Origin of the sequence: Spirosoma oryzicola, from assembly GCF_021233055.1 — a bacterium.
GTDB lineage: Bacteria > Bacteroidota > Bacteroidia > Cytophagales > Spirosomataceae > Spirosoma > Spirosoma oryzicola.
This window is the reverse complement of record NZ_CP089539.1, coordinates 186,656-206,152: the sequence shown is the minus strand read 5'-3', so window position 1 is coordinate 206,152 and position 19,497 is coordinate 186,656. Positions and strand designations below refer to the sequence as shown.

Sequence of the window (19,497 nt, the reverse complement as noted above, 5' to 3'; positions counted from 1 at the left end):
GTCGATGATTAATAGGTGATAGTCGATTCGGACGGTTCGGCGACAGCATGCCCGTCGTAGACCGTACTGGTTGGGTCGTCGGGGTCGAGCGAGGGCGAATCGAACTCGGTTTTACGCTGGATGGCCGCAAAAACGACGGGTAGAATCAGCAGGGCCGCTACGGTCGAAAAAAGCAATCCGCCAATCACAGCCCGGCCCAGTGGCGCGGTTTGTTCACCCGATTCACCCAGCCCGCTCGCCATCGGAATCATCCCGGCAATCATAGCCAGCGCCGTCATCAGGATCGGTCGTAGTCGAGCCGCACCCGCCACCCGCGCGGCCGCCCGGGCATCACGGTAGCGGAGTCGCAACGATTCGGCGTTGGTCACCAGCAGCAGCGCATTCGCCACCGATACACCCACCGACATGATAATGCCCATGTACGATTGTAGATTTAGGGTTTGCCCCGTGATGAGCAGCAGCGTGAGCGATCCCGCCAGTACGGCCGGGATGCTGACTAGCACCACACTGGCCACCTTGAACGATTGATAATTGGCCGCTAGCAACAGAAAGACCACCACAATCGCCAGACCCAGGCCAAATTGCAGACTGCTGAGCGTCTCCTGAAGCAGTTGTGCCAGTCCGCGTAGTTCAACCACGGAGCCTTTCGGTGGGTCACCAGCCGCTGCGATAGCCGCCTGTACATCCCGCGTTGCTGTTCCCAAATCTTTGTTATTAATGTTGGCCGATACAGTAATGATCCGTCGGGGACCGATGCGGTCGTATTCACCTGGTACGGTCGTGGGGGTAATAGTCGCTATGTCGCCAAGCGTGGGTCGCAGCTGCCCTTTCACCAGCGGAATCGCCTGAATGTCGGCCACGGACTTCATCTGATCCTGCTCCAGCTGAATCTGCACCTGATACGCAAATCCTTTCGACTGGTCGAGCCACAGGTTTTTGGCCGTGAACCGACTCGATGCGGTAGCGGCTACCAGCGATTTAGAAATCTCGTCGGTGCTCAGGCCCAGTTGAGCCGCCCGTTCGCGGTCTATTTCAATCGATACCGTCGGGTAACTCAGCGGTTGATTGATGCGTAAATCGCGCAGGTACGGAATCTCGCGCAGGCGGGTCAACAGGCGTTTGGCGTAGTGCTGTCCTTCAGTGAGGTCTTTACCCCCCACCAGAATTTCGATGGGTGTTTGCGCGCCCTGGCTCATGATTTTATCGGTCAGGTCGATGGGTTCGAATGACAGCCGGACGTTTGGCATTTTTTGCCGGACCCGTTGCCGAATCTGCTCTTTCAGCGCATCCAGCGACTCAACCGGGTATTCGTTGGATAGATTGATCTGGAGAACGGCTTCATGCGGTCCGACGTTGAATACATACAGAGCGCTGGTGCCGTAACTGGACGGTGTCATCCCCACGAAAGCCGACGAAATGGCTACGTTTTTGGGACCAACCAAATCGTTAATCTGCTTGATAACTCGTTTGGTTAATTCCTCAGTGCGTTCAATGCGTAATCCCTGTGGCCCGACAATACGCAGTTGGAACTGGTGCGCGTGATTTTGGCGGGGCATCATATCCTGACCAATTTGAGTAAAGCCAACGCCAATCAACAGCGCACAAACCAGTCCATAAACACTAATAACGAGTACCCGGCGGGCCATCAGACTGTCCAGCAGCCGGAGGTAACCTAATTTGAATCGCTCAAAACCAGTTACGTTTTCAGGATGCTTTTCTTCGAGTAGTTCTTGCTGAGCCTCTGACTGTTTGGCCAGATCAGGTAATACGCTTAATTGGTGCGGACGGGCATGGTCATGCTGTTTCAACCACCAGTTGGCCACAACCGGCACAAACACCTGCGAGAGGATGTAGGACGCGATAATTGAAAATCCAACCGACAGCGAAAGGGGTAGGAACATTCCACGCGGTACGCCATTCATGAGAAAAGCCGGGGCAAAAACTGCCAGAATGCACAACGTGATGAGCAGCAACGGAAATGACATTTCCTGACAAGCATCCAGAATAGCACGAGCCTTGGCTTTTCCCATTTCCAGATGCTGGTGAATGTTCTCGATGACCACTGTTGCCTGATCGACCAGAATCCCGATTGCCAGCGCCAGCCCCGACAGGGTCATGATGTTGATGGTTTGTCCCGTCAGGTTTAAGAGCAAAATTGCACTCAGTATTGAAACCGGAATGGTCAGAATTACAATCAGCGAACTGCGCCAGTCGCCAAGGAAGAGCAGTACCATCAGACCCGTCAGAATTGCGCCTAATCCGCCTTCCACGGCCAGACTATGCACCGCCTGCGTGACGTAGACCGACTGGTCAAATTCGTACGTAAGCTGTACATCATCCGGCAGCAGTGCCTTCATTTCGGGCAATCTGGCTTTCAGCGCATTCACGACGCTCATCGTTGATGCATCTGCACTTTTCGTCACAGGAATGTAGACCGATCGTTTACCATTGACCAGCGCATACCCCACGGTGATGTCGGTCGCATCTTCCACCGTGGCAACATCACGCAGAAATACGGTAGGGCCAACCCCTTTTCGTAGGGGGATATTCATGAACTCACCTACCTTCTCGAGCACTGTATTGCTGGGTGTCATCACCGTATAATCACCCATTTGTACACTGCCGGCGGGAGAAATCTGGTTATTTTTTACGACCGCCTGCACAATCTCGTCGGGCGTCAGCTCGTAGCTGCGCATTCGCTCAGGATTCACTTTTACGACGACAGTACGTTCATTTCCCCCGAATGGAGGAGGAGCGGAAGCCCCCGGAATTTGAGAAAATAAGGGTCTGATGCGGGTAGAAGCCAAATCCTGCATCTCGCCCAGCGATGCCCGGCGACTGCTAAACACCAACTGACCAACGGGTAAGCTCGACGCATCAAATCGGACAACGGTGGGTGGCACGGTACCGGGTGGCAGATAGTTCATCACCCGGCTAACCTGATTGGCCACTTCGCCCGATACCTGCGCCATGTTGACATCTTCGTAGAAGGTACACTTGACCAGACAGAGCCCCTGAATATTCTTTACTTCAACATTTTTAATCCCCGATACGTACAGCAACTGGTTCTGGTAGCGGGTCGCAATAAAGCCTTCCATCTGGGCTGGCGTCATGCCGCCGTAGGGCTGGGCAATATAAATCGTGGGAAGGTTCAGCCGGGGGAAAATGTCGACCGGGATCTGGAGTAGCGCCAACACCGCAAACAGAACGATGCCCGCCAGCGCGACAATAACAGTAATGGGTTTGGCTAAGGCGGCTTTGATCATGTTAGTTAGCGGGGAAGTTGTTGGAGAAAGGAATCTAAATCACCAGCGGTAGCAGCCCGTAAGAGCAGAGCACGCCAGACACTATTCGTGACCAAAGCTTGATCGACCTCAGCCCGATTGAGTAGTGCACTCGTTTGGGTTAGAGCCTGGATGTTGTCCAGTCCGGATTCGTACCGAGCCTGCGACTGAATGTAGGCCTGGTTGGCGGCATCCAGTTGAAGCGGAGCCTGTTGCGCACGAGCCTGGGCCAGTTGTAACTGCAAAACTGCATTCTGACTAGCCGCCTGAATGCCTAGCGCCTGTTGCTCATACGCCTGTTGACTGGCATTGACCCGTTCCCGCTGGCCCGATACGACATATTTTGTTCGCCATAAATCGGTTGGTCGCCAGATGGCCGTCACACCCACGATATAATTGTAGGACCGTAGCGGCAGACCTGCTCCCAACGACGGGTCGATGCGGAACGTACCGTCAGCCTGGGTTGCTTCGCTAATTCCCGAACCGCGTCCTTGGAGCGAACCCAGTACCGAAATGGATGGTAAGGCTGATGCTTTTAAGAGGGCTTCGTTCGCCCGCCCCAGGTCAATCGTCTTTTGATAAACCCGTAATTGTGGATGCAGTGCCGGATTGCTACCGGGCGTTAGCGGCAATTGTGGAAGCTGGTTGTAAAAGACCATCGAATCCAACTGGACAGTAGGATTCGGCTGACCAATCAACTCGGTGAGTCGAAGTACCTGCTGCTGAGCTAACTGCTGACTTTCCAGTACCTGTAACTGTGCGCGGGCCACTTCGGTATTGGCTACGGCGCTGTCGATACCGGGTCTGAGGCCCCCTTCCGTACTGGCGCGAATAATTCGTTGTAATTCCTGCGACCGCCGAAGGTTAGTGGTTTGTAAGGCTACCGATTTTTGCGCATTGAGCGCCAACAGATAGGCATCGCAGACCCGTACTTGATGCGTAAATAATTCACCCTCATAGTCGGCCTGGGCTTGCTCAACTGCCAGCTGAGCCTGAGTCCTCCGGGCCTGCCGACGGCCAAACGTGATGGCTTCCCAGTCGATCACCATCGAAAGCCCACTTGTCCATGCCGCTTGGTTTCTGAACCCATCGGTTCGCACGCCTGAAATGGGTAAGAGGAGTCCACCATTGGATACATAGGCACCCCGAACTTGATTCGATGTAGCGTTCAGCGTCTGTGCCTGAACCCCCGCCTGTGGCAACAAAGATAGATTTAACGCTTGCGCATCGGATTCAGCCGCCCGGATGTTGGCCAGTTTTCCCCGCAAACTAGGGTAATTGGTGCGAGCCAGTTCCAGCGCCTTAGATAAGGTAAGTGGGTTGGCGGCTGTCGATAACGGAGCACCTAGTTGCGCTAAACTCTGTCCGCCCCAGCCACTGACCAGTGCGATAAAAAGCCCGATATATCGTTTTTTCAGCCTGTGCATGTTGATTAACCTAATGGATAATCCCAAAGCTACGGGCCGGATATTAGAGCCAAATTAGAGCCAAATTAGTTTGTATTAGAACGGGTCAAGCATTCTGTAAAGGCAGAGTAACCTCCGTGATGGTCCCGACTTCGGGCCTGGGGCGTAGCTGGAGCCGCCCCTGATGCAAGCTTATAATGCGGTGTGCCAACGTCAATCCGATGCCAAAGCCACCGATGGATTGCACGTTCGAACCCCGTACTAGAGGCAGTAAAACCTGCTCTTCTTCACCCGGAGCAAGGCCAATACCCTGGTCTTCAATTCGGATACGCGCACGTTCTTCGGTATCCATTTCCAGACACATTGTAACAGGTTGACCATTTGAATACTTCACTGCGTTGTCCAGCAGATTTAATAAAGCCGTTCTAAGGAGGTGCGCATTGCCCAGAACCATAACAGGCGTGGGTTGTTCAAGAACACCATCACTAAGCTGAACAGACAGCGATTGCCCCGCCCGTTGCTGACCGAGCGTATCGGCGGCATCGAGGACAATCTCAACCAGTTCGAGAGGCTGACGATCAAGCTGAGCATCAACGCCATCAATGCGAGCTAGTTGTAACAGCCCATTGGCCAAAGCCGTCAGCTTATCCAGTTCGATAACGGCCTGGGTCATGCCCCGCTTAAGGTTTTCGGCATCGGTATCGTAGAGCAGCGACGTTTCCAGCCAGCCTTTGATGGTCGTCAGGGGGGTCCGAAGCTCGTGGGATGCTTGAGCGATAAATGAGCGTTGGTTCTCAACTAGCCGTTCCTGTCGGGTAAGTAAGTCGTTGAACGCCTGCGCCAGTACGCCTACCTCGTCGTGGACGTTGTCAGGCCGCAGTCGGAAGGGCAACGTACTGGCCGCCGGGGTGTTGATCTGATCAATCAGCTTGTTGAGGGGTTTGAGTGCCTGTCGGGAAAAAAAGTAACCCAGTAAACTAACCAGACTGATGGCCACGACATTGCCGACAACAAACAGGTCGCGCAGATTCTTTTGCCGTTGGTAGCCATCCTGATCGTAGGCGGTTGCAATAGCTACATACTCTCGTCCATCTGGCGAAGGCGAAACACCCGCATAGGTCAGCGCAACACCATCTTTGGGGTACATATGGTCGGAACTTTCGTACTGAAACCGAACAAGTCGCTCCCGCCGTACCTGTTGCCGAAAAGCGGAATCAGCGACGAAATCGTTGGTGGCTTGACTGGCGTAAATTAGACTGTCGGCGGGTGAATACACAAACTCAACCTGTTCGGGCATCGACGTAATAACGCTACCCGCTACCGATCCTCTGAGCGTTAGTAGCTGCTCCGTTACGCGTGCTTTCCGTTCCAGCCGATCTTCAATAGACCGCTGCCGGAAGCTGGCATAGGTGCTGTAGACATAGATCGAGAAAAGGAGCAGAATACTCGCTACCAGCGACGAAAACCACAGGATCAGCTTGTGTTTTATCTGCATCGTTAATTTCGTAACACGTAGCCCATGCCTATAACCGTATGCAAGAGTTTAGGGCTAAAATCCTTATCTATCTTTTTGCGTAGGTAATTAATGTAGACATCAATCACATTGGTATTTGTGTCAAAGTGCAGATCCCACACTTTCTCGGCAATATCGACCCGGCTGACGGTCCGCCCCTGATTGATCATCAGGTATTCCAGAAGCGCATATTCACGGGCGGTCAATTCTATTCGTTGTCCAGCGCGCTTAACCGAGTGGGCTTCGGTATCCAATTCGAGATCGGCTACGCGTAGCACCGTTTTTAGTCCTGAAAAAGCGTGGTTTCGCCGAGCCAACGCTTTAATCCGTAGCATCAATTCGCGAAACTCGAAGGGCTTAACTAAATAATCGTCGGCTCCCGCGCCAAAGCCACTTTCTTTATCAGGTAAACTATCCAGCGCGGTCAATAACAGCACGGGTAGCCGGGGGGAGTTCTGCTTGATGTGCCGACAAAGCGTGAAGCCATTTACGTGAGGCAGGTTAACGTCCAGAACGATAACGTCGTAACTGTTATTGTCAGCCAAGTGCTGGCCCACCAAGCCATCGTAAGCCACATCAATTTCGTAACCTTCACTCTCAATACCTTTGCGAATGAACGAAGCCAGACTTACTTCGTCTTCAACCAGCAATACTTTCATACTTAAATAAAGAAGTGAGATACACCCGTATACTCCGTATAGATTGAACCAAGAAAGCTTCCAAACAACAATTCAAACGGATTGACAAACCACTTCTTTTCTCAAGTGAGAGCCGGCGAAGGAATACCGTGTTTTGCACGATAAAAACCGCTTTCTGCGGTAGCAGCTTCTCATCGTTTGCGTCGTTTTTCTAAGACACAAAATCGCTACCAGGAATCGGCGCCCCGGTAGCGATTGTACATAAGATATAGTCAACTATGAAAAAAGGCTTTACTGATCAACCGTATCAGTTTCCGGAGCGGCAATCTTTGCCAGGTCCTTATTCTCCGGGAAGAACACCAGCCCTTTTTGAAGCCATTCATTTCGGGCATTAGCATCTTTAGTAACCAGTTCGTTATAGGAAATCAGGTACTTAAACGCCAGAATCAGATCTTTCTTGTAGCGATTTCTCTCCTCTTGTTTGTCGGCTACCATGTTGATAAATTCTTCAAAATATGGTTTCGCCTTACCATTCCGAACGGCTTCTTCCGGTGCATAAGCATAGTAGTTGGCTTTAGCCCGGTACAACACAGTAGGTGCATACTCAGGTGAGGCTTTCTGCGCCAAAGCTAGCGCCGAGTCGGCCAGCGCAAAGCGGGCCGTATCCCGAACGAGTTTGCCCAGACTATCCCGCTGAAATCCAAGTGTATAATTGCTCATGCCGTAGCGGAACAAATCCTGTACGTCGGCTTTGAACCCGTGCTTAGCGGCTGAATCGAGTGCTGCAACGGCCTGCGGATGCTTCTTAGCCCGGTAATAATACTTGGCAATGTCGCTGTACAGATTCTCCGTTGTATCGAAGGGAGCGGCTTTGGCCAAGTTCATTATGCCCAGCGAATCATTGATTACTTTGAGCGAATCACTACCCGGATTTTCAATGCCTAAGTAAGCGTTGCCCAAATATTTGTAATCGTCAGGCATGGCTTTATCCGGTGCTTTTTCCAGAAACGTATTTATGTTCTGGATTGCTTTCTGTGGTTGCTTAAGCGACGAATACGCCCAACCTTCAATGCGATACACGATTGGGTTCTGCGCCAGTGCCGTGCGGTTGCTGTCAATCAGGTTGACAGTACGTTGGTAATCTTTGGCCAGAAAGTGAAACTGCGCCTGTCGCAGGAGCGTTTCCTGCCGCTTGTCTTTCGATACGTTTACATATTGATCGATGTAGCTGGCTGCTTCTTTATAGCGGTTTACCAGGAAGTACAATTCCGCTAGTTGGTTGTAGGCGGGGGAATAGCTCGGATTAGCGTCGATGGCTTTTCGGTAGTTTTCGACGGCTAAATTCAGGTTTCTACCCTGCCAGTAGATGTCACCGATTCGTTGGTATACGCGCGACGCATTCATGCCCAATTCAAGAGCACTTTCGTAACGCGACACAGCGGTTCCCGCATCCCGATTCAGATAATACGCATCGCCCAGCGCTAGTTGAATAGATGCATTTTTTTTGTCGCGATCAGCAGCCCGGTTCAGGAAATCGATGGCTTTGGCAGCATCCACGACTTTTGGATAAACAGGCTTGATTGAGCCGTTACCCGCAGACAGATAACCGGTATAGGCTTCACCGATTCGGAAAAGAATCTCGGCGTTTTTGCCTTTGCTCTTACTGACAACTTCCTCAAGCTTAGGGCCTGCATTTGCCAGATCATTTTTGACCAGGTACGTAATTGCCGTCCCCGTCTGATTCAACGGAACACGCTTTTCGTCCAGCGAGAGTCCTTTCTCAAACCAAACGCGGGCCGAGTCAGGCTGGCCCGCGCGCAGGTATCCATAACCAGCATCGAAGTAGGTTTGCATGGAAGGATTTTGCTGAGCATTCCGGCTGAGAAGCGTTTTCGCTTCGTCGAACTGGCCTAGATTCATCAGCGTATTAGCATCGGGCGTTGGCGTCTGCGCTAACGTAGTAACAGCCAATCCCGAAAGGAATAAAGTTATGTACGTCTTCATGGTAAGTTGGGTTTATGCTCCTCTCTACCGCACCAGGCTGTGTGAGGAGTTTCTGCAAACTACCGCTTAGACTTAAGAGAAAGCTTAAAGACTACTTAGAATTGGCTTAGAAGTAAACTATATGTTTGACAGGATTAACAGGATTTTAAAAATTTATTTTGTAAAACATCTAATTCAGCGAATCCTGGAAATCCTGTTAATCCTGTCAAAAAAGAATCTATCCTAGACTTGTCCGGCGTGTGTCAAACAAGCTTCCTAAACGTGTAAAATTTCACTGTAGCGGCCTCCTTATTTCTCGGTCGTAAGAATGGTTTGACCGGCTGGATACAGGATCTCCGCGTTGTCTTCGGCAGTAATAAAAACGGCCTCGGGTTTTACTACTGCCGTCGCGTTTAAGGTTGCCGAGAGGTCTTTGCCGGACGGACTTATCTGACCTAGTTTTTTTGATCAGCCAGATAAGTCAGCTACGATTAGATGTTTAGGTCTGCACGAAACGAGCGGGTAAGCAAAGGCGCAATAGGCTTGAGATTGGTTAGAGTAAAAAGGGAACCCTTATACATTGGATGATTGTTCAAAACTATCCTTCCGTTAACAGAAATATGATCATGTTTTAGCCGGAAATGTGCATATTTCGCTCAACGAGTTAAATCTTTGCTGTTCTATATCAAAGAAAAACAAAAAATTATTTGTTTCTTACTATAAATTAGAGCAAACAAGTGGGTGATTCCATGATATGCTTATGGACGGTCTTGTCCTTGGCAGACAATAGAAAGAATAGCTATCAAAACCTGATTAGTTTGGTTTGACTCGATCACCGTGCTGTCCTATCTGGCTTAGCCATTTGCTATCAGCGGAGAAAAGCCCGATTCATTTATGCAGGCAAAAGGGAGGGTAGGAAAACAGCATAATCTCATACTTGAAGTACATAGTAAACGAATGGCCTACCTTACGTTGCCAACCTATCAACAGCATCAAATAGTAAAGCATATCTATTGGCAATCAATCAGCCTGATCGTTATGTTGCTGCTTGGCTGCTGCTCATTGGCCGGAGGGCAGCATTTCGGAGCGTTTGTTCAACGCTATGGCCCCGAGCAGGGTCTGGCTCATCGTGAAGTGAACGCTATCCTTCAGGATCGCCAAGATTTTATGTGGTTTGGTACCCGGTTTGGGCTTAACCGCTTCGACGGGACAACGTTTACGACTTATACCCGAGGAAAAAACGGGCTTGGTTTTGACGATATTCAATCCATCGCTCAGGACGCCGACGGACTGCTATGGCTCTTAGGTCCTGAGGGTAAATCGGCCATTACCATTTTTAATCCCCTGACAGGCGTAGCGACCTCCTTCGAGAAACGCTTCAACCAGACCCGACGCAATCATCCCCCGGTATTGCCGCAGATACGGCTCCTGAATAGCCCTGACGGAACAATCTTTTTCATCGATTATCAGCCCGCCAAATTAAATGTCTACCATCCAAAGTCGGGTTTAAAGACTGTGCCGTTACCACAGTACACAACCCTGATGCTGGCGGCTGTTACCACCCGAAATACCGTTTGGGCGATTGCCAACAGGAGCCAATTAGTGGAACTAACACCGGACGGACGCGTGCTGCATGCATACGTACACTCCGGACCAATTCATACCTGTTTAGGTCAGCGCCATGCTGGTACCGAATTCTTTTACTGGGTTGAAGAAGACGAAAAGTATCCGTACAAAGGACAACTGTACAAAATCGATGAATCGGGGCGTCGGCAGGAGCAATCCCGTACTATTCTCCAACCGAATAAACTGCAACAACGGGTTGCTTACGCCTTTGATCAAAGCGGACGGATTTGGAATGGGTACCAGTTGCATGATTCGGCCGACCGGATTGCCCTCGATGTCAGTGATCAACTAGCCAGTGGTCTTCTTGATGACCGAAGTTTTTTTCGCGACCGAAACGGAAGTTTTTGGTTAGGAACCAGCTTTGGTCTCTACCAGATGCGGCTCAACCAGCACTATTTCGAGCGTTTGTTCTATCAGTCTGGTACCGGAAAACAACCCGCCGTTCGGGGCATTACCGCCGTGGGCGACACGCTCTACACGAATCTGGAGAACGGCATAGGTTTATTCGCCAGCAACCGTTCGGGGGCATCGGCCCACCTACTGCTGGATAGGCCCCGGTCGCTGGTTAGTTTGAGCGGAAACCTGGATGGTAAACTTTATTTGTGCGAGGGTTACACGCTGATCGCCTACGATTACCGAACCACGAAACGCACTGTGACCCCAATACCCGGTCCGGGAACCATCTGGACCATTCACCCCTTTTCGAACAATCCCCGCCGGTTGCTGGCCGGTGGCGAACCCGGTTTGTGGGTAGTTGACCCGACCACAAACCAGGTTACTGCCTTCCGGGATTACAATCAGTTTCCTGAATTAGCGCAGGCCTATGTACTCCACATCAATACCGATCGGCAAGGCACCCTTTGGCTGTGTGCTAGCACAGGGCTCTACACGGTCGATCCCCGAAAGGGCGTTACGGCCCGCTACTGGAGTGGGGGCAAAGGCTCTTTTAAACTACCCGCCGACAGCTATCAGCACTTTTACCAGGACCCACTCGGGCTATTCTGGCTGGCAACGGCCAATGCCGGATTGATTCGCTGGGATCGCTCCCAAAGCCGCTATCGCCAGTTCAGACGGGCCGATGGGCTGAACAACGATAATATCTACGCCGTGTATGCCGACAGGCGAGGCCATCTTTGGCTTAGTAGCGACAACGGTATCATGCAGTTCGATCCGGTTCGGCTCACTACCCGGACTTACACAGAGCAGGAAGGCATCACTCACAACGAATTTAACCGCATTGCCCATTATCAGGATGCGCAGGGACGGCTTTACTTCGGGGGACTCAACGGGGTGACTGCCTTCAATCCCCGTGATTTTGACGCCGAGCCCGCCCTACCCGCCTTACCCTTGCGTATGGTCTCCTTTCGTCAGTTCGATGCCAGTCGCAACACGCTGGTCGACAAAACCGAAGAACTCCTCAAAACCAGGCAAATCACGCTGCAACCCAATGACCGGAGCAGTATTCTTCACTTTGCACTACTTAATTACACCGACGCTCAGAAAAACAAGTATGCCTACCAGTTTAGCGGGTTAGCTGATACCTGGCACTACCAGGCCGAACCCTACCTGCGGCTGGGTAATCTTCCCTACGGCGACTACAAATTGCTGATAAAGGGGCAGGCCGCCGACGGTCGGATGTCGGTGGTCCCGCTGTCTTTCAAGGTACGCGTACTGCGGCCGTTTTACTTGCGCGGCTGGTTTCTCTTTTCGATGGTGTTTCTAATGCTGGGTGGTGTTTGGGGATGGGGACGGTGGCGGAACAGGCAATACCACAAAGCACAGATTAGGCTTCAAACCCGAATCGATGAGGCTACCCGAACTATTGCCCGGCAGGCTCAGGATCTAAAGCAGCTCGACGAAGCCAAATCCCATTTTTTCGCCAACATTTCTCACGAGTTCCGTACCCCCCTAACCATCATCTTGGGCATGGCCGACAGACTTCACCAGCAGGCAGATCCTCAGTTGAAGCAATCGGCCAGCATGATTGAGCGTAATGGCCAGAGTCTGTTGAGGCTGGTCAACCAAATTCTGGATCTGACAAAATTGGAAGCCGGGGCCATGTCGTTGCAACCCGTCCGGGCCGATCTGGTTGGCTTCATCCAGTACGTCGCCGAGTCGTTCCAGACCATGGCCACTACCAAAGGCATTCAACTGCATTTTCAGGCCGACCAGTCCGAACTTGATACCGACTTTGATAAGGGTAAACTAGGCGATATCCTGTCCAATTTATTCACCAACGCCCTTAAATTTACTCCCGCCGGTGGACTCGTTTCCTGTACATTGGCCATCTATCCGATATATCCTTCCCTGACAAACGATTACTACGAAGCCGTCGTACCGACACAGCCCGGCGAAGGGCCCTGGATTTCAATTCATGTTCGCAATACTGGTCCCGGTATCAGCGCGCAGGACCTCCCGCACATTTTCGACCGGTTCTACCAGCGATCCGCACCGATGAATCCGACGCAGCCAGTTTCCGGAACGGGTATTGGACTCTCGCTGGTGCGGGAATTATTGGTACTCATGAACGGCGGACTAGCCGTGCGAAGCCAGCCTGGCGAGGGAGCTGAGTTTGCTATCCGGTTACGCCAGATCCGACAGAATACAGTGCCCCTGACGCTTAGTGCTGAGCCGATTGTCCCGTATCCGACCACGCCGGACAAAGTCGAACTTATGGCCAATGCTGGCGCGGACAAGCCGGTGTTACTGCTGGTGGAAGATAATGACGATGTGGCCCGCTACATTGTTTCCTGTATCCAGACTGATTACCAAGTCCTTTGTGCCCCAAACGGGCAGGCAGGTATTGATCTGGCTCTTGAGAAAATACCTGACCTGATTATCAGCGATGTGATGATGCCGCTCAAGGACGGCTTCGAACTCTGCGGTACGCTGAAGAGTGACGAACGCACCAGCCACATTCCTATTGTACTGCTCACGGCCCGGGCTGCTACAGACGATCGACTTACAGGCTTACGGCGGGGGGGCGATGCGTATCTGGTTAAGCCATTCCAACGGGAAGAGTTACTCTTGGTGCTGAGTAATTTGCTACAGACCCAACGGCGGTTACAGCGCTATTACAGTCAGCGGGCGCTGGGTGATTTGCAGCCCGGTCCAGTTTCGCTTGGAGAAACCGATGCGAAGGAAGACCAGTTCTTGGCGAAACTGCGAAGAACTCTGGAAGATCATTTGGATAACGTAGCGCTTGATAACGACATGATCTGTCAGTTAATGGGCATGAGCCGGAACTCGTTGTATCGCAAGCTGATGGCGCTGACGGGTATGTCAACAACGCCTTACCTGAGGACCCTTCGTGTGCAAAAAGCCGAAGAATTATTGAAGTATTCCACGTTGAGCATTACCGAAGTAGCCTGTGTGGTGGGCTTTGGCAGCACCCGGCACTTTAGGCGAGTTTTTATGGAAGAAAATGGGGTTTCTCCTACTGCTTTTAGAACTATGAAACAACCGATGGATAGCTAACCTATTTTGAATAAATTGGTCACAGCTCAAACTAGAATGGAACAAAGGGGGAGACCTACAACTGTAGATATGGGCAATAGGCTGCTTCACGAGTTCCCGAAATTTTGGGAAGGAATGAACGGAGAACATTTCCTATAATGCCGGAAAAGTAGTCAATGAAAAAGCCTAATTAAGTGCCCTGCGAACTGAAGGCAGCAATAGAAAGCTTAAAATGACTAGGCTCATCAACGCATCAACCACTTGATAAAGAGTACAAAATCCAACCACCATCACCAATGCCATTGTCCATAGGAACAGTAGCGTTGCTAAACCCATTGCAGCAGCCCAGGCCCAATGATCGCCACTATCACTCAAGAAGGATTCGGCCAAAGGCCACTTCAACCGTACTTGAATGGCATAGGCTAAAAAGAGAGGAGTAAAGCCAAAAAAGACAAACACAAAGAGGCCAGGCAGGAAAAAATCGGTGATTAACCAGGCGAACCGATTAGGCGAAACAGCCAGCCACTGCCCCGAAGGATCATTCATAAGATGCCATCCCCCCTGCATCCCACCCACTGAAAGAACCCCTAGTAGAGCAAGTAGCCCATATAATGATTGAGATCTTGTTGCCTTCCCTGACTCGTTGGTTCCGTCCATTACTGGTAAAAAGCTTGTTTGACCTAGTGAGTGGTATGAGTCAACTGACCAGCCGTCCTGATTGTTCACTAAATTTAGTGTTAAGCGAATAATGCCCAATTAATTCAGCGAATCAGCGTAACCATACCAGACGCCATCCGTTTCGGGTTAGTACGGCGATATTTACCTGATCATCGCATTAAGCTAATTTGCGAAATCATCTAGTGCCCAGACTGCACGTGATGGTTGCTTTCTTCGCTTTCCTGTTGCTGCTTGTAGTGCAATAGCGCCTTGAGCTTGAGCAGTAAATCCCAATCGTTCAATCGGGTGGCTTGGTTGCTCACGATTTGAATTAGCTGCTCTAATTCCTGAACTGTCGGCAAGTAGCTGGCCTGAATCGTTCGTTGTTGACGGTACTCCTCCAGACACATTCGTTCGATATGCTGACGCTCAAACGTCAAACTGACCGAAGGACTTTCGTTTTCTTTTATGGTATCGGTTGCCCGAAAGAGGTTGATGCGAACGATAGTTGTTGTTGGTTGAATAAGTCCCAGGCGGAACAACTCATCATAAAAGCCATTCCAACTTGTGAATTGCGCGGGCAATTTCACTTGGTAGGTAAAGTTCTGACTTCCGTAATCAGGCTCTCGTTTATTCATTCAATGAAATGCTGCACTACCTGTTTATACCGCACAGGATTAAGCTTATCTCGTAAAACTTTTTGATTTATACCGGAAAACGCTACCAGACTGAATTTTTAGTAGGCGTATTCTACTGAGTATCTATGCTATAGACATCATTATGGATTGGGGGTTTAATGCACTAGCTCAGAATGTTGTCATTTACTCCTTGATGCGGCTCCTTCCTCGTAGTGATGAGGGTTAGACTAAACCTTCTGTCTTAAGTTGGGCATTTTAAAATTCCCGCCCGAAACGGCTTACCCGTCTGTGGTAGTACCCGACACATTTAGCGGATTCGTTGAGTAGGTTTGCCTAAACTACGCTTACTGTAGAAACACTGATTCTTACCGAGGCAATCTGCTATGAACGGAAGACGCAAACCCTTGTTGCCAGTTGTAACGTTTGTCATTTTATCAGGATTACAAACAGGTGGCCTTACCGCCTTTGCCCAAGGCCCAGGTCCGGGACAACGACTACCACTCCCTCCCATACCCATAAAAGAGGATACGACACATACCTTATCCAAACACTTCACAAGGGCCTCTGCCGCAAAAAAGTCACCTGATGCAAAAGGATTTATTCAACGTTGGCTCGTGCTGGAACCGGTAAAAAAAGATATCGTCAGGAATAATATTTTCACCGACAACTACCTGCGAACCACTTTTGCGACCGACAATTTTTCTGGCGATTACAACACGATTCCCCAGGATGGCGAAACGGTAAAAGTAGGAAACCAGAAGTTGAAGTGGTATGCACTGGACAGCAAGACTTTCAACGTCAATTTATACCATTTTACCTACGCCATCAACAAGCCAAAATACGGCATACTTGTCTGGCTTGTGACGATCATCGATTGCCCCGAAGAAATTCAAAACGTCAGGATGGCTGCCGGATGCAATTCTGGCAGTATGTGGTGGTTGAATGGACAGGAAGCCTTAATGCTTTCCGGCGACCGGGATATGATTGCCGATAATGGTACCTCTGCTCGTTTAACGCTTAAAAAGGGGAAGAACATCGTCCGTGGGGCCGTCATAAATGGACCGGGTATGGCTAATTTCTGCGTTCGTTTTTTAGATGAAAAAGGATCGCCTGTCAAAAACCTCCGTATTGGTTACGAATAAGCGTTGGCCGTCTGTTTACGCTAATTAAGACAAATAATCTATGAAACGAATGAACGTATCCAGCCTGACAACTTTACTTATTTTATTGATAACACAGACTGTAATAGCCCAGATCGGTAGACCCTTCATTCATGACCCTTCGACCATCGCTGAATGCGACGGCAAGTACTACACATTTGGCACAGGCGGTGGCGGATTGATTTCTGAAGATGGCTGGACATGGCACGGAGGTGGAGTGAGGCCCGGTGGCGGAGCGGCTCCCGACGTTATTAAAATCGGAGATCGGTATCTTGTCATCTATGGCGCAACTGGTGGTTCTCCCAGCCATAAGGGTGCAATTCTGACCATGTGGAATAAGACATTAGATCCAAAATCGCCCGATTTCAAGTATTCTGAACCAGTTGTCGTAGCTACCTCGGATGGCTACGAGGAAAACGACGCTATTGACCCCGGTGTCATGCTGGACCCTACCACCGGACGGCTTTGGTTAACCTACGGAACCTACTTTGGCTTCACCCGCCTGATCGAATTAGACCCTAAAACAGGAAAGCTCAAAGCTGGTAATAAACCTGTTAATGTAGCCATCGTCTGTGAAGCCAGCACGTTGGTCTATCGCGACGGCTGGTATTACCTGCTGGCTACGCATGGAAGTTGTTGCGATGGTGCCAACTCAACCTATAATGTGGTGGTAGGTCGATCCAAAAAAATAACAGGCCCTTACCTCGATAATGTAGGCAGAAGCATGCTAGAAGGGGGCGGCAAAATGGTGGTTGCTACCCGCGGAGGATTAATTGGTCCTGGGCATTTTGGGCACATCAGACTTGAGGACGGCGTTGAAAAAATGTCTATCCATTACGAAGCCGATTTAGAGCAAAGTGGTCGAAGCGTTTTGGGCATACTGCCGGTAGTTTGGAAAGATGGATGGCCAGTTGCCGGAGAAAAGTTTAAAGAAGGGACGTATGAAATTGAATCTGTACGAAGAGGCTATGCGTTAGAGCTGGCCGTTGATTTTACAAGAATGGCTGTTGGACCACGAGGGTTTGGCCAGCCCAGCAATGACCCCATCAAGCCCGTTCCGGCTCAGCAATTAGCCGATGTCGTAAAAACCTGGCCAACCGGTACTGTTCCGCTACGAATAGGCGACTACATGTCCCGCCCCCATCAAAATTGGACAATTACGGATGCTCCTGATACCACCGGCTATTTGGGTGGCCCCTATTACAAAATTGTCTTGGCCGGAACAGATCGAGCCCTGGCTGCCACTACCGAAGCAGAGGTTGTAACCGTACCCGCGTTTACCGGCGCACCCGAACAGTTATGGCGCATCGATCAGTTGACGGATGGTAGTTACAGAATAATGCCCAAGGAAGTACCGAACTCAGCAAAGAAATTAGCACTGGTATCTTCGGGAGATAGCACACCAACACTGGCAGAATTTGATTTCAGCAGCGATAACTCCAAATGGAATTTCAGGACTCCTTAGGCGTACTCTTTACACCTGTTGATGCTGTGAGAATCATTTTTCTTTGTTAATGCGTCTATAGTAACGCTTAAAGAGAGTTTGATTGAACAAAAAACCTGCTCATTTGTGAGCAGGTTTTTTGTTCAATCAAACACGTTCGTCAAAAAGGCAGAATCCCTGATTTGAACCGATTAAATGGTGCGCTCTATTTGGTAGCATAGGTCAGATAACCACCATCGGCAAGCAGTTCGGTGCCGGTAATGAAGCTGGCATCATCACTGGCTAGAAACAGTACCGTTTTGGCAATTTCCTCTGGTCTGCCCATACGTTGCAGGGCCGTAACCGATGAAAAAGCTTCTTTGGGCATGCCAAGGGTAGCTTTGTCAAAACCGGGGGTTTCTACCGGACCGGGGCTAAGCAGATTCACCCGTATCTTTCGGTCAGCCAGTTCGTTGGCAGCTATCTGGGCTATTTTGTTCACCGCACCTTTGGTCGCCGAGTATATGCTAGCTCCCGAATTGGCAGCGGTAGCAACCGTCGAAGAAGTGAAAATAACCGACGCTCCTTCTTTCAGGTGTGGAATCATCTTCTGCAAGGTAAAGTAATACCCTTTTACATTCGTATTGAATTGGGCATCAAAGTCAGTCTCTGTAGCGGATGCTATGGGAGCAAACACAGCGATACCAGCGTTCAAAAAAAGAACATCTACCTTATCCCCACTTTCGGCAACGGCCTTTTCCAAAACCGCAATCCCTGCTACAATAGCCGTATCCGAAACGATTGTATGTAGATTGGGATTATCAATGGTTGCTGCTGCTGTTTCTAGATTTTCGGCACTTCGGCTAGTGATCCAAACTTTAGCCCCTGCGTCGATAAATGCTTTGGCGGTGGCAAAGCCAATTCCCGTACTTCCACCGGTGATCACTACATTTTTGTTTGTGAAATCCATTTTTGCGTTCATTTTTCTTCGGGACAAATGTAGTTTAGCAAAGTTGCTTTTTGTAACTTTGTAACTAAAAGTAACAGTAACTTTTGCGTAACCAGGTAACTTATGACAGACAGTCACTGTGCAGTTAGCACGACGAAGAAAAAGCAAATCATGGCCGTTCACGATGCGATGGATGTACTGAACGGGAAATGGAAAATTTCAATTATCTCGTCCATCTGTTACAACAATCAGCGACGATTTTCCGACATCTTGCATGATATACAGGGTATTTCAAACAAAATGTTGAGCAAAGAACTGAAGGAGTTGGAAACTAACAAACTGGTGAAACGCACCGTATTAGATACGCAGCCAGTAACGGTTCTGTATCAACTTACGGCCTACGGAAAAACACTACAAACCGTCATTGACAAGCTGGCCGAGTGGGGTACTGAGCATCGAAAAGTAATAATTGGGAAATAGTCGTTTTGCTTTATTGAATCCTCTCTACACATCCCCATATGTGTTAGCTAAGAGGGTAAAAATGAGCGGTTGTGAACTAGCAGTAAAAACGTTGACAAACAGCGCTGTAATTACTTTTAACAAGAAGGATCGTACCCACTCTATAAACTATTTCACCGTCCGTTTTGCCAGCACAGTGTGAACCAGTAATTTATTTTTGATCTATCCGTCGGTACGCTGGAACGATTGTTCGACCGTAAGCAAATAGTGTTGAAAGACTTTTTATCAACTACATAAGCCTTGTC

At 49.9% G+C, this 19,497-nt stretch carries 12 protein-coding genes; 4 read left to right on the top strand and 8 right to left on the bottom strand.

Going from position 1 to position 19,497, the window contains the following annotated elements:
• Positions 1–8: 8 nt before the first annotated feature.
• The 5 genes from LQ777_RS24935 to LQ777_RS24915 form a co-directional block, all read right to left on the bottom strand.
• On the bottom strand, positions 9–3,266 hold the full coding sequence (locus tag LQ777_RS24935) for an efflux RND transporter permease subunit (RefSeq protein WP_232562939.1): 3,258 nt from the start codon (positions 3,264–3,266) through the stop codon (positions 9–11).
• Positions 3,267–3,271: 5 nt separating this feature from the next.
• Positions 3,272–4,711, bottom strand: a complete 1,440-nt coding sequence (locus LQ777_RS24930) for a TolC family protein (protein ID WP_232562938.1) — start codon at positions 4,709–4,711, stop codon at positions 3,272–3,274.
• An 85-nt stretch (positions 4,712–4,796) separates the two neighbouring features.
• The gene (locus LQ777_RS24925) at positions 4,797–6,185 is read right to left on the bottom strand and encodes a HAMP domain-containing sensor histidine kinase (RefSeq protein WP_232562937.1); all 1,389 of its coding nucleotides are present in this window, start codon (positions 6,183–6,185) and stop codon (positions 4,797–4,799) included.
• Between the two features lie 2 nt (positions 6,186–6,187).
• Positions 6,188–6,862: a response regulator transcription factor gene (locus LQ777_RS24920; protein WP_232562936.1), complete on the bottom strand. Its 675-nt coding sequence runs from the start codon at positions 6,860–6,862 to the stop codon at positions 6,188–6,190.
• A gap of 270 nt (positions 6,863–7,132) precedes the next feature.
• Positions 7,133–8,845 (bottom strand): tetratricopeptide repeat protein, encoded by a 1,713-nt coding sequence (locus tag LQ777_RS24915; protein ID WP_232562935.1) that lies wholly within the window; start codon positions 8,843–8,845, stop codon positions 7,133–7,135.
• A gap of 936 nt (positions 8,846–9,781) precedes the next feature.
• On the opposite strand from LQ777_RS24915, the gene LQ777_RS24910 reads away from it, so the two are divergent.
• Positions 9,782–13,927 (top strand): hybrid sensor histidine kinase/response regulator transcription factor, encoded by a 4,146-nt coding sequence (locus tag LQ777_RS24910; protein ID WP_232562934.1) that lies wholly within the window; start codon positions 9,782–9,784, stop codon positions 13,925–13,927.
• 165 nt (positions 13,928–14,092) lie between these two features.
• Here LQ777_RS24910 and LQ777_RS24905 read toward each other — a convergent pair whose 3' ends face one another.
• Together LQ777_RS24905 and LQ777_RS24900 are read right to left on the bottom strand one after the other, a co-directional pair.
• Entirely contained in the window at positions 14,093–14,632 is a 540-nt protein-coding gene (locus LQ777_RS24905) for a hypothetical protein (protein WP_232562933.1), read from the bottom strand.
• Positions 14,633–14,763: 131 nt separating this feature from the next.
• Positions 14,764–15,201, bottom strand: a complete 438-nt coding sequence (locus LQ777_RS24900; RefSeq protein WP_232562932.1) for a hypothetical protein — start codon at positions 15,199–15,201, stop codon at positions 14,764–14,766.
• Between the two features lie 383 nt (positions 15,202–15,584).
• On the opposite strand from LQ777_RS24900, the gene LQ777_RS24895 reads away from it, so the two are divergent.
• Complete coding sequence (locus tag LQ777_RS24895) at positions 15,585–16,343, top strand: acetylxylan esterase (RefSeq protein WP_232562931.1); 759 nt, start codon at positions 15,585–15,587, stop codon at positions 16,341–16,343.
• Between the two features lie 40 nt (positions 16,344–16,383).
• On the top strand, positions 16,384–17,826 hold the full coding sequence (locus tag LQ777_RS24890) for a family 43 glycosylhydrolase (protein ID WP_232562930.1): 1,443 nt from the start codon (positions 16,384–16,386) through the stop codon (positions 17,824–17,826).
• A 184-nt stretch (positions 17,827–18,010) separates the two neighbouring features.
• Here the strand turns inward: LQ777_RS24890 and LQ777_RS24885 are convergent, their stop codons facing one another.
• Positions 18,011–18,754 (bottom strand): SDR family oxidoreductase, encoded by a 744-nt coding sequence (locus LQ777_RS24885; RefSeq protein ID WP_232562929.1) that lies wholly within the window; start codon positions 18,752–18,754, stop codon positions 18,011–18,013.
• Positions 18,755–18,856: 102 nt separating this feature from the next.
• Here LQ777_RS24885 and LQ777_RS24880 point away from each other — a divergent pair, with 102 nt between their 5' ends.
• Complete coding sequence (locus LQ777_RS24880; protein WP_232562928.1) at positions 18,857–19,213, top strand: winged helix-turn-helix transcriptional regulator; 357 nt, start codon at positions 18,857–18,859, stop codon at positions 19,211–19,213.
• The last annotated feature ends 284 nt before the right edge of the window (positions 19,214–19,497 follow it).

Bases quoted from the DNA above. Each gene is read 5' to 3' on its own strand.
- LQ777_RS24885 (WP_232562929.1), bottom strand. From the start codon at position 18,754: ATGGATTTCACAAACAAAAATGTAGTGATCACCGGTGGAAGTACGGGA.
- LQ777_RS24920 (WP_232562936.1), bottom strand. From the start codon at position 6,862: ATGAAAGTATTGCTGGTTGAAGACGAAGTAAGTCTGGCTTCGTTCATT.
- LQ777_RS24890 (WP_232562930.1), top strand. From the start codon at position 16,384: ATGAAACGAATGAACGTATCCAGCCTGACAACTTTACTTATTTTATTG.
- LQ777_RS24935 (WP_232562939.1), bottom strand. From the start codon at position 3,266: ATGATCAAAGCCGCCTTAGCCAAACCCATTACTGTTATTGTCGCGCTG.
- LQ777_RS24895 (WP_232562931.1), top strand. From the start codon at position 15,585: ATGAACGGAAGACGCAAACCCTTGTTGCCAGTTGTAACGTTTGTCATT.
- LQ777_RS24915 (WP_232562935.1), bottom strand. From the start codon at position 8,845: ATGAAGACGTACATAACTTTATTCCTTTCGGGATTGGCTGTTACTACG.
- LQ777_RS24925 (WP_232562937.1), bottom strand. From the start codon at position 6,185: ATGCAGATAAAACACAAGCTGATCCTGTGGTTTTCGTCGCTGGTAGCG.
- LQ777_RS24910 (WP_232562934.1), top strand. From the start codon at position 9,782: ATGGCCTACCTTACGTTGCCAACCTATCAACAGCATCAAATAGTAAAG.
- LQ777_RS24900 (WP_232562932.1), bottom strand. From the start codon at position 15,201: ATGAATAAACGAGAGCCTGATTACGGAAGTCAGAACTTTACCTACCAA.
- LQ777_RS24930 (WP_232562938.1), bottom strand. From the start codon at position 4,711: ATGCACAGGCTGAAAAAACGATATATCGGGCTTTTTATCGCACTGGTC.
- LQ777_RS24880 (WP_232562928.1), top strand. From the start codon at position 18,857: ATGACAGACAGTCACTGTGCAGTTAGCACGACGAAGAAAAAGCAAATC.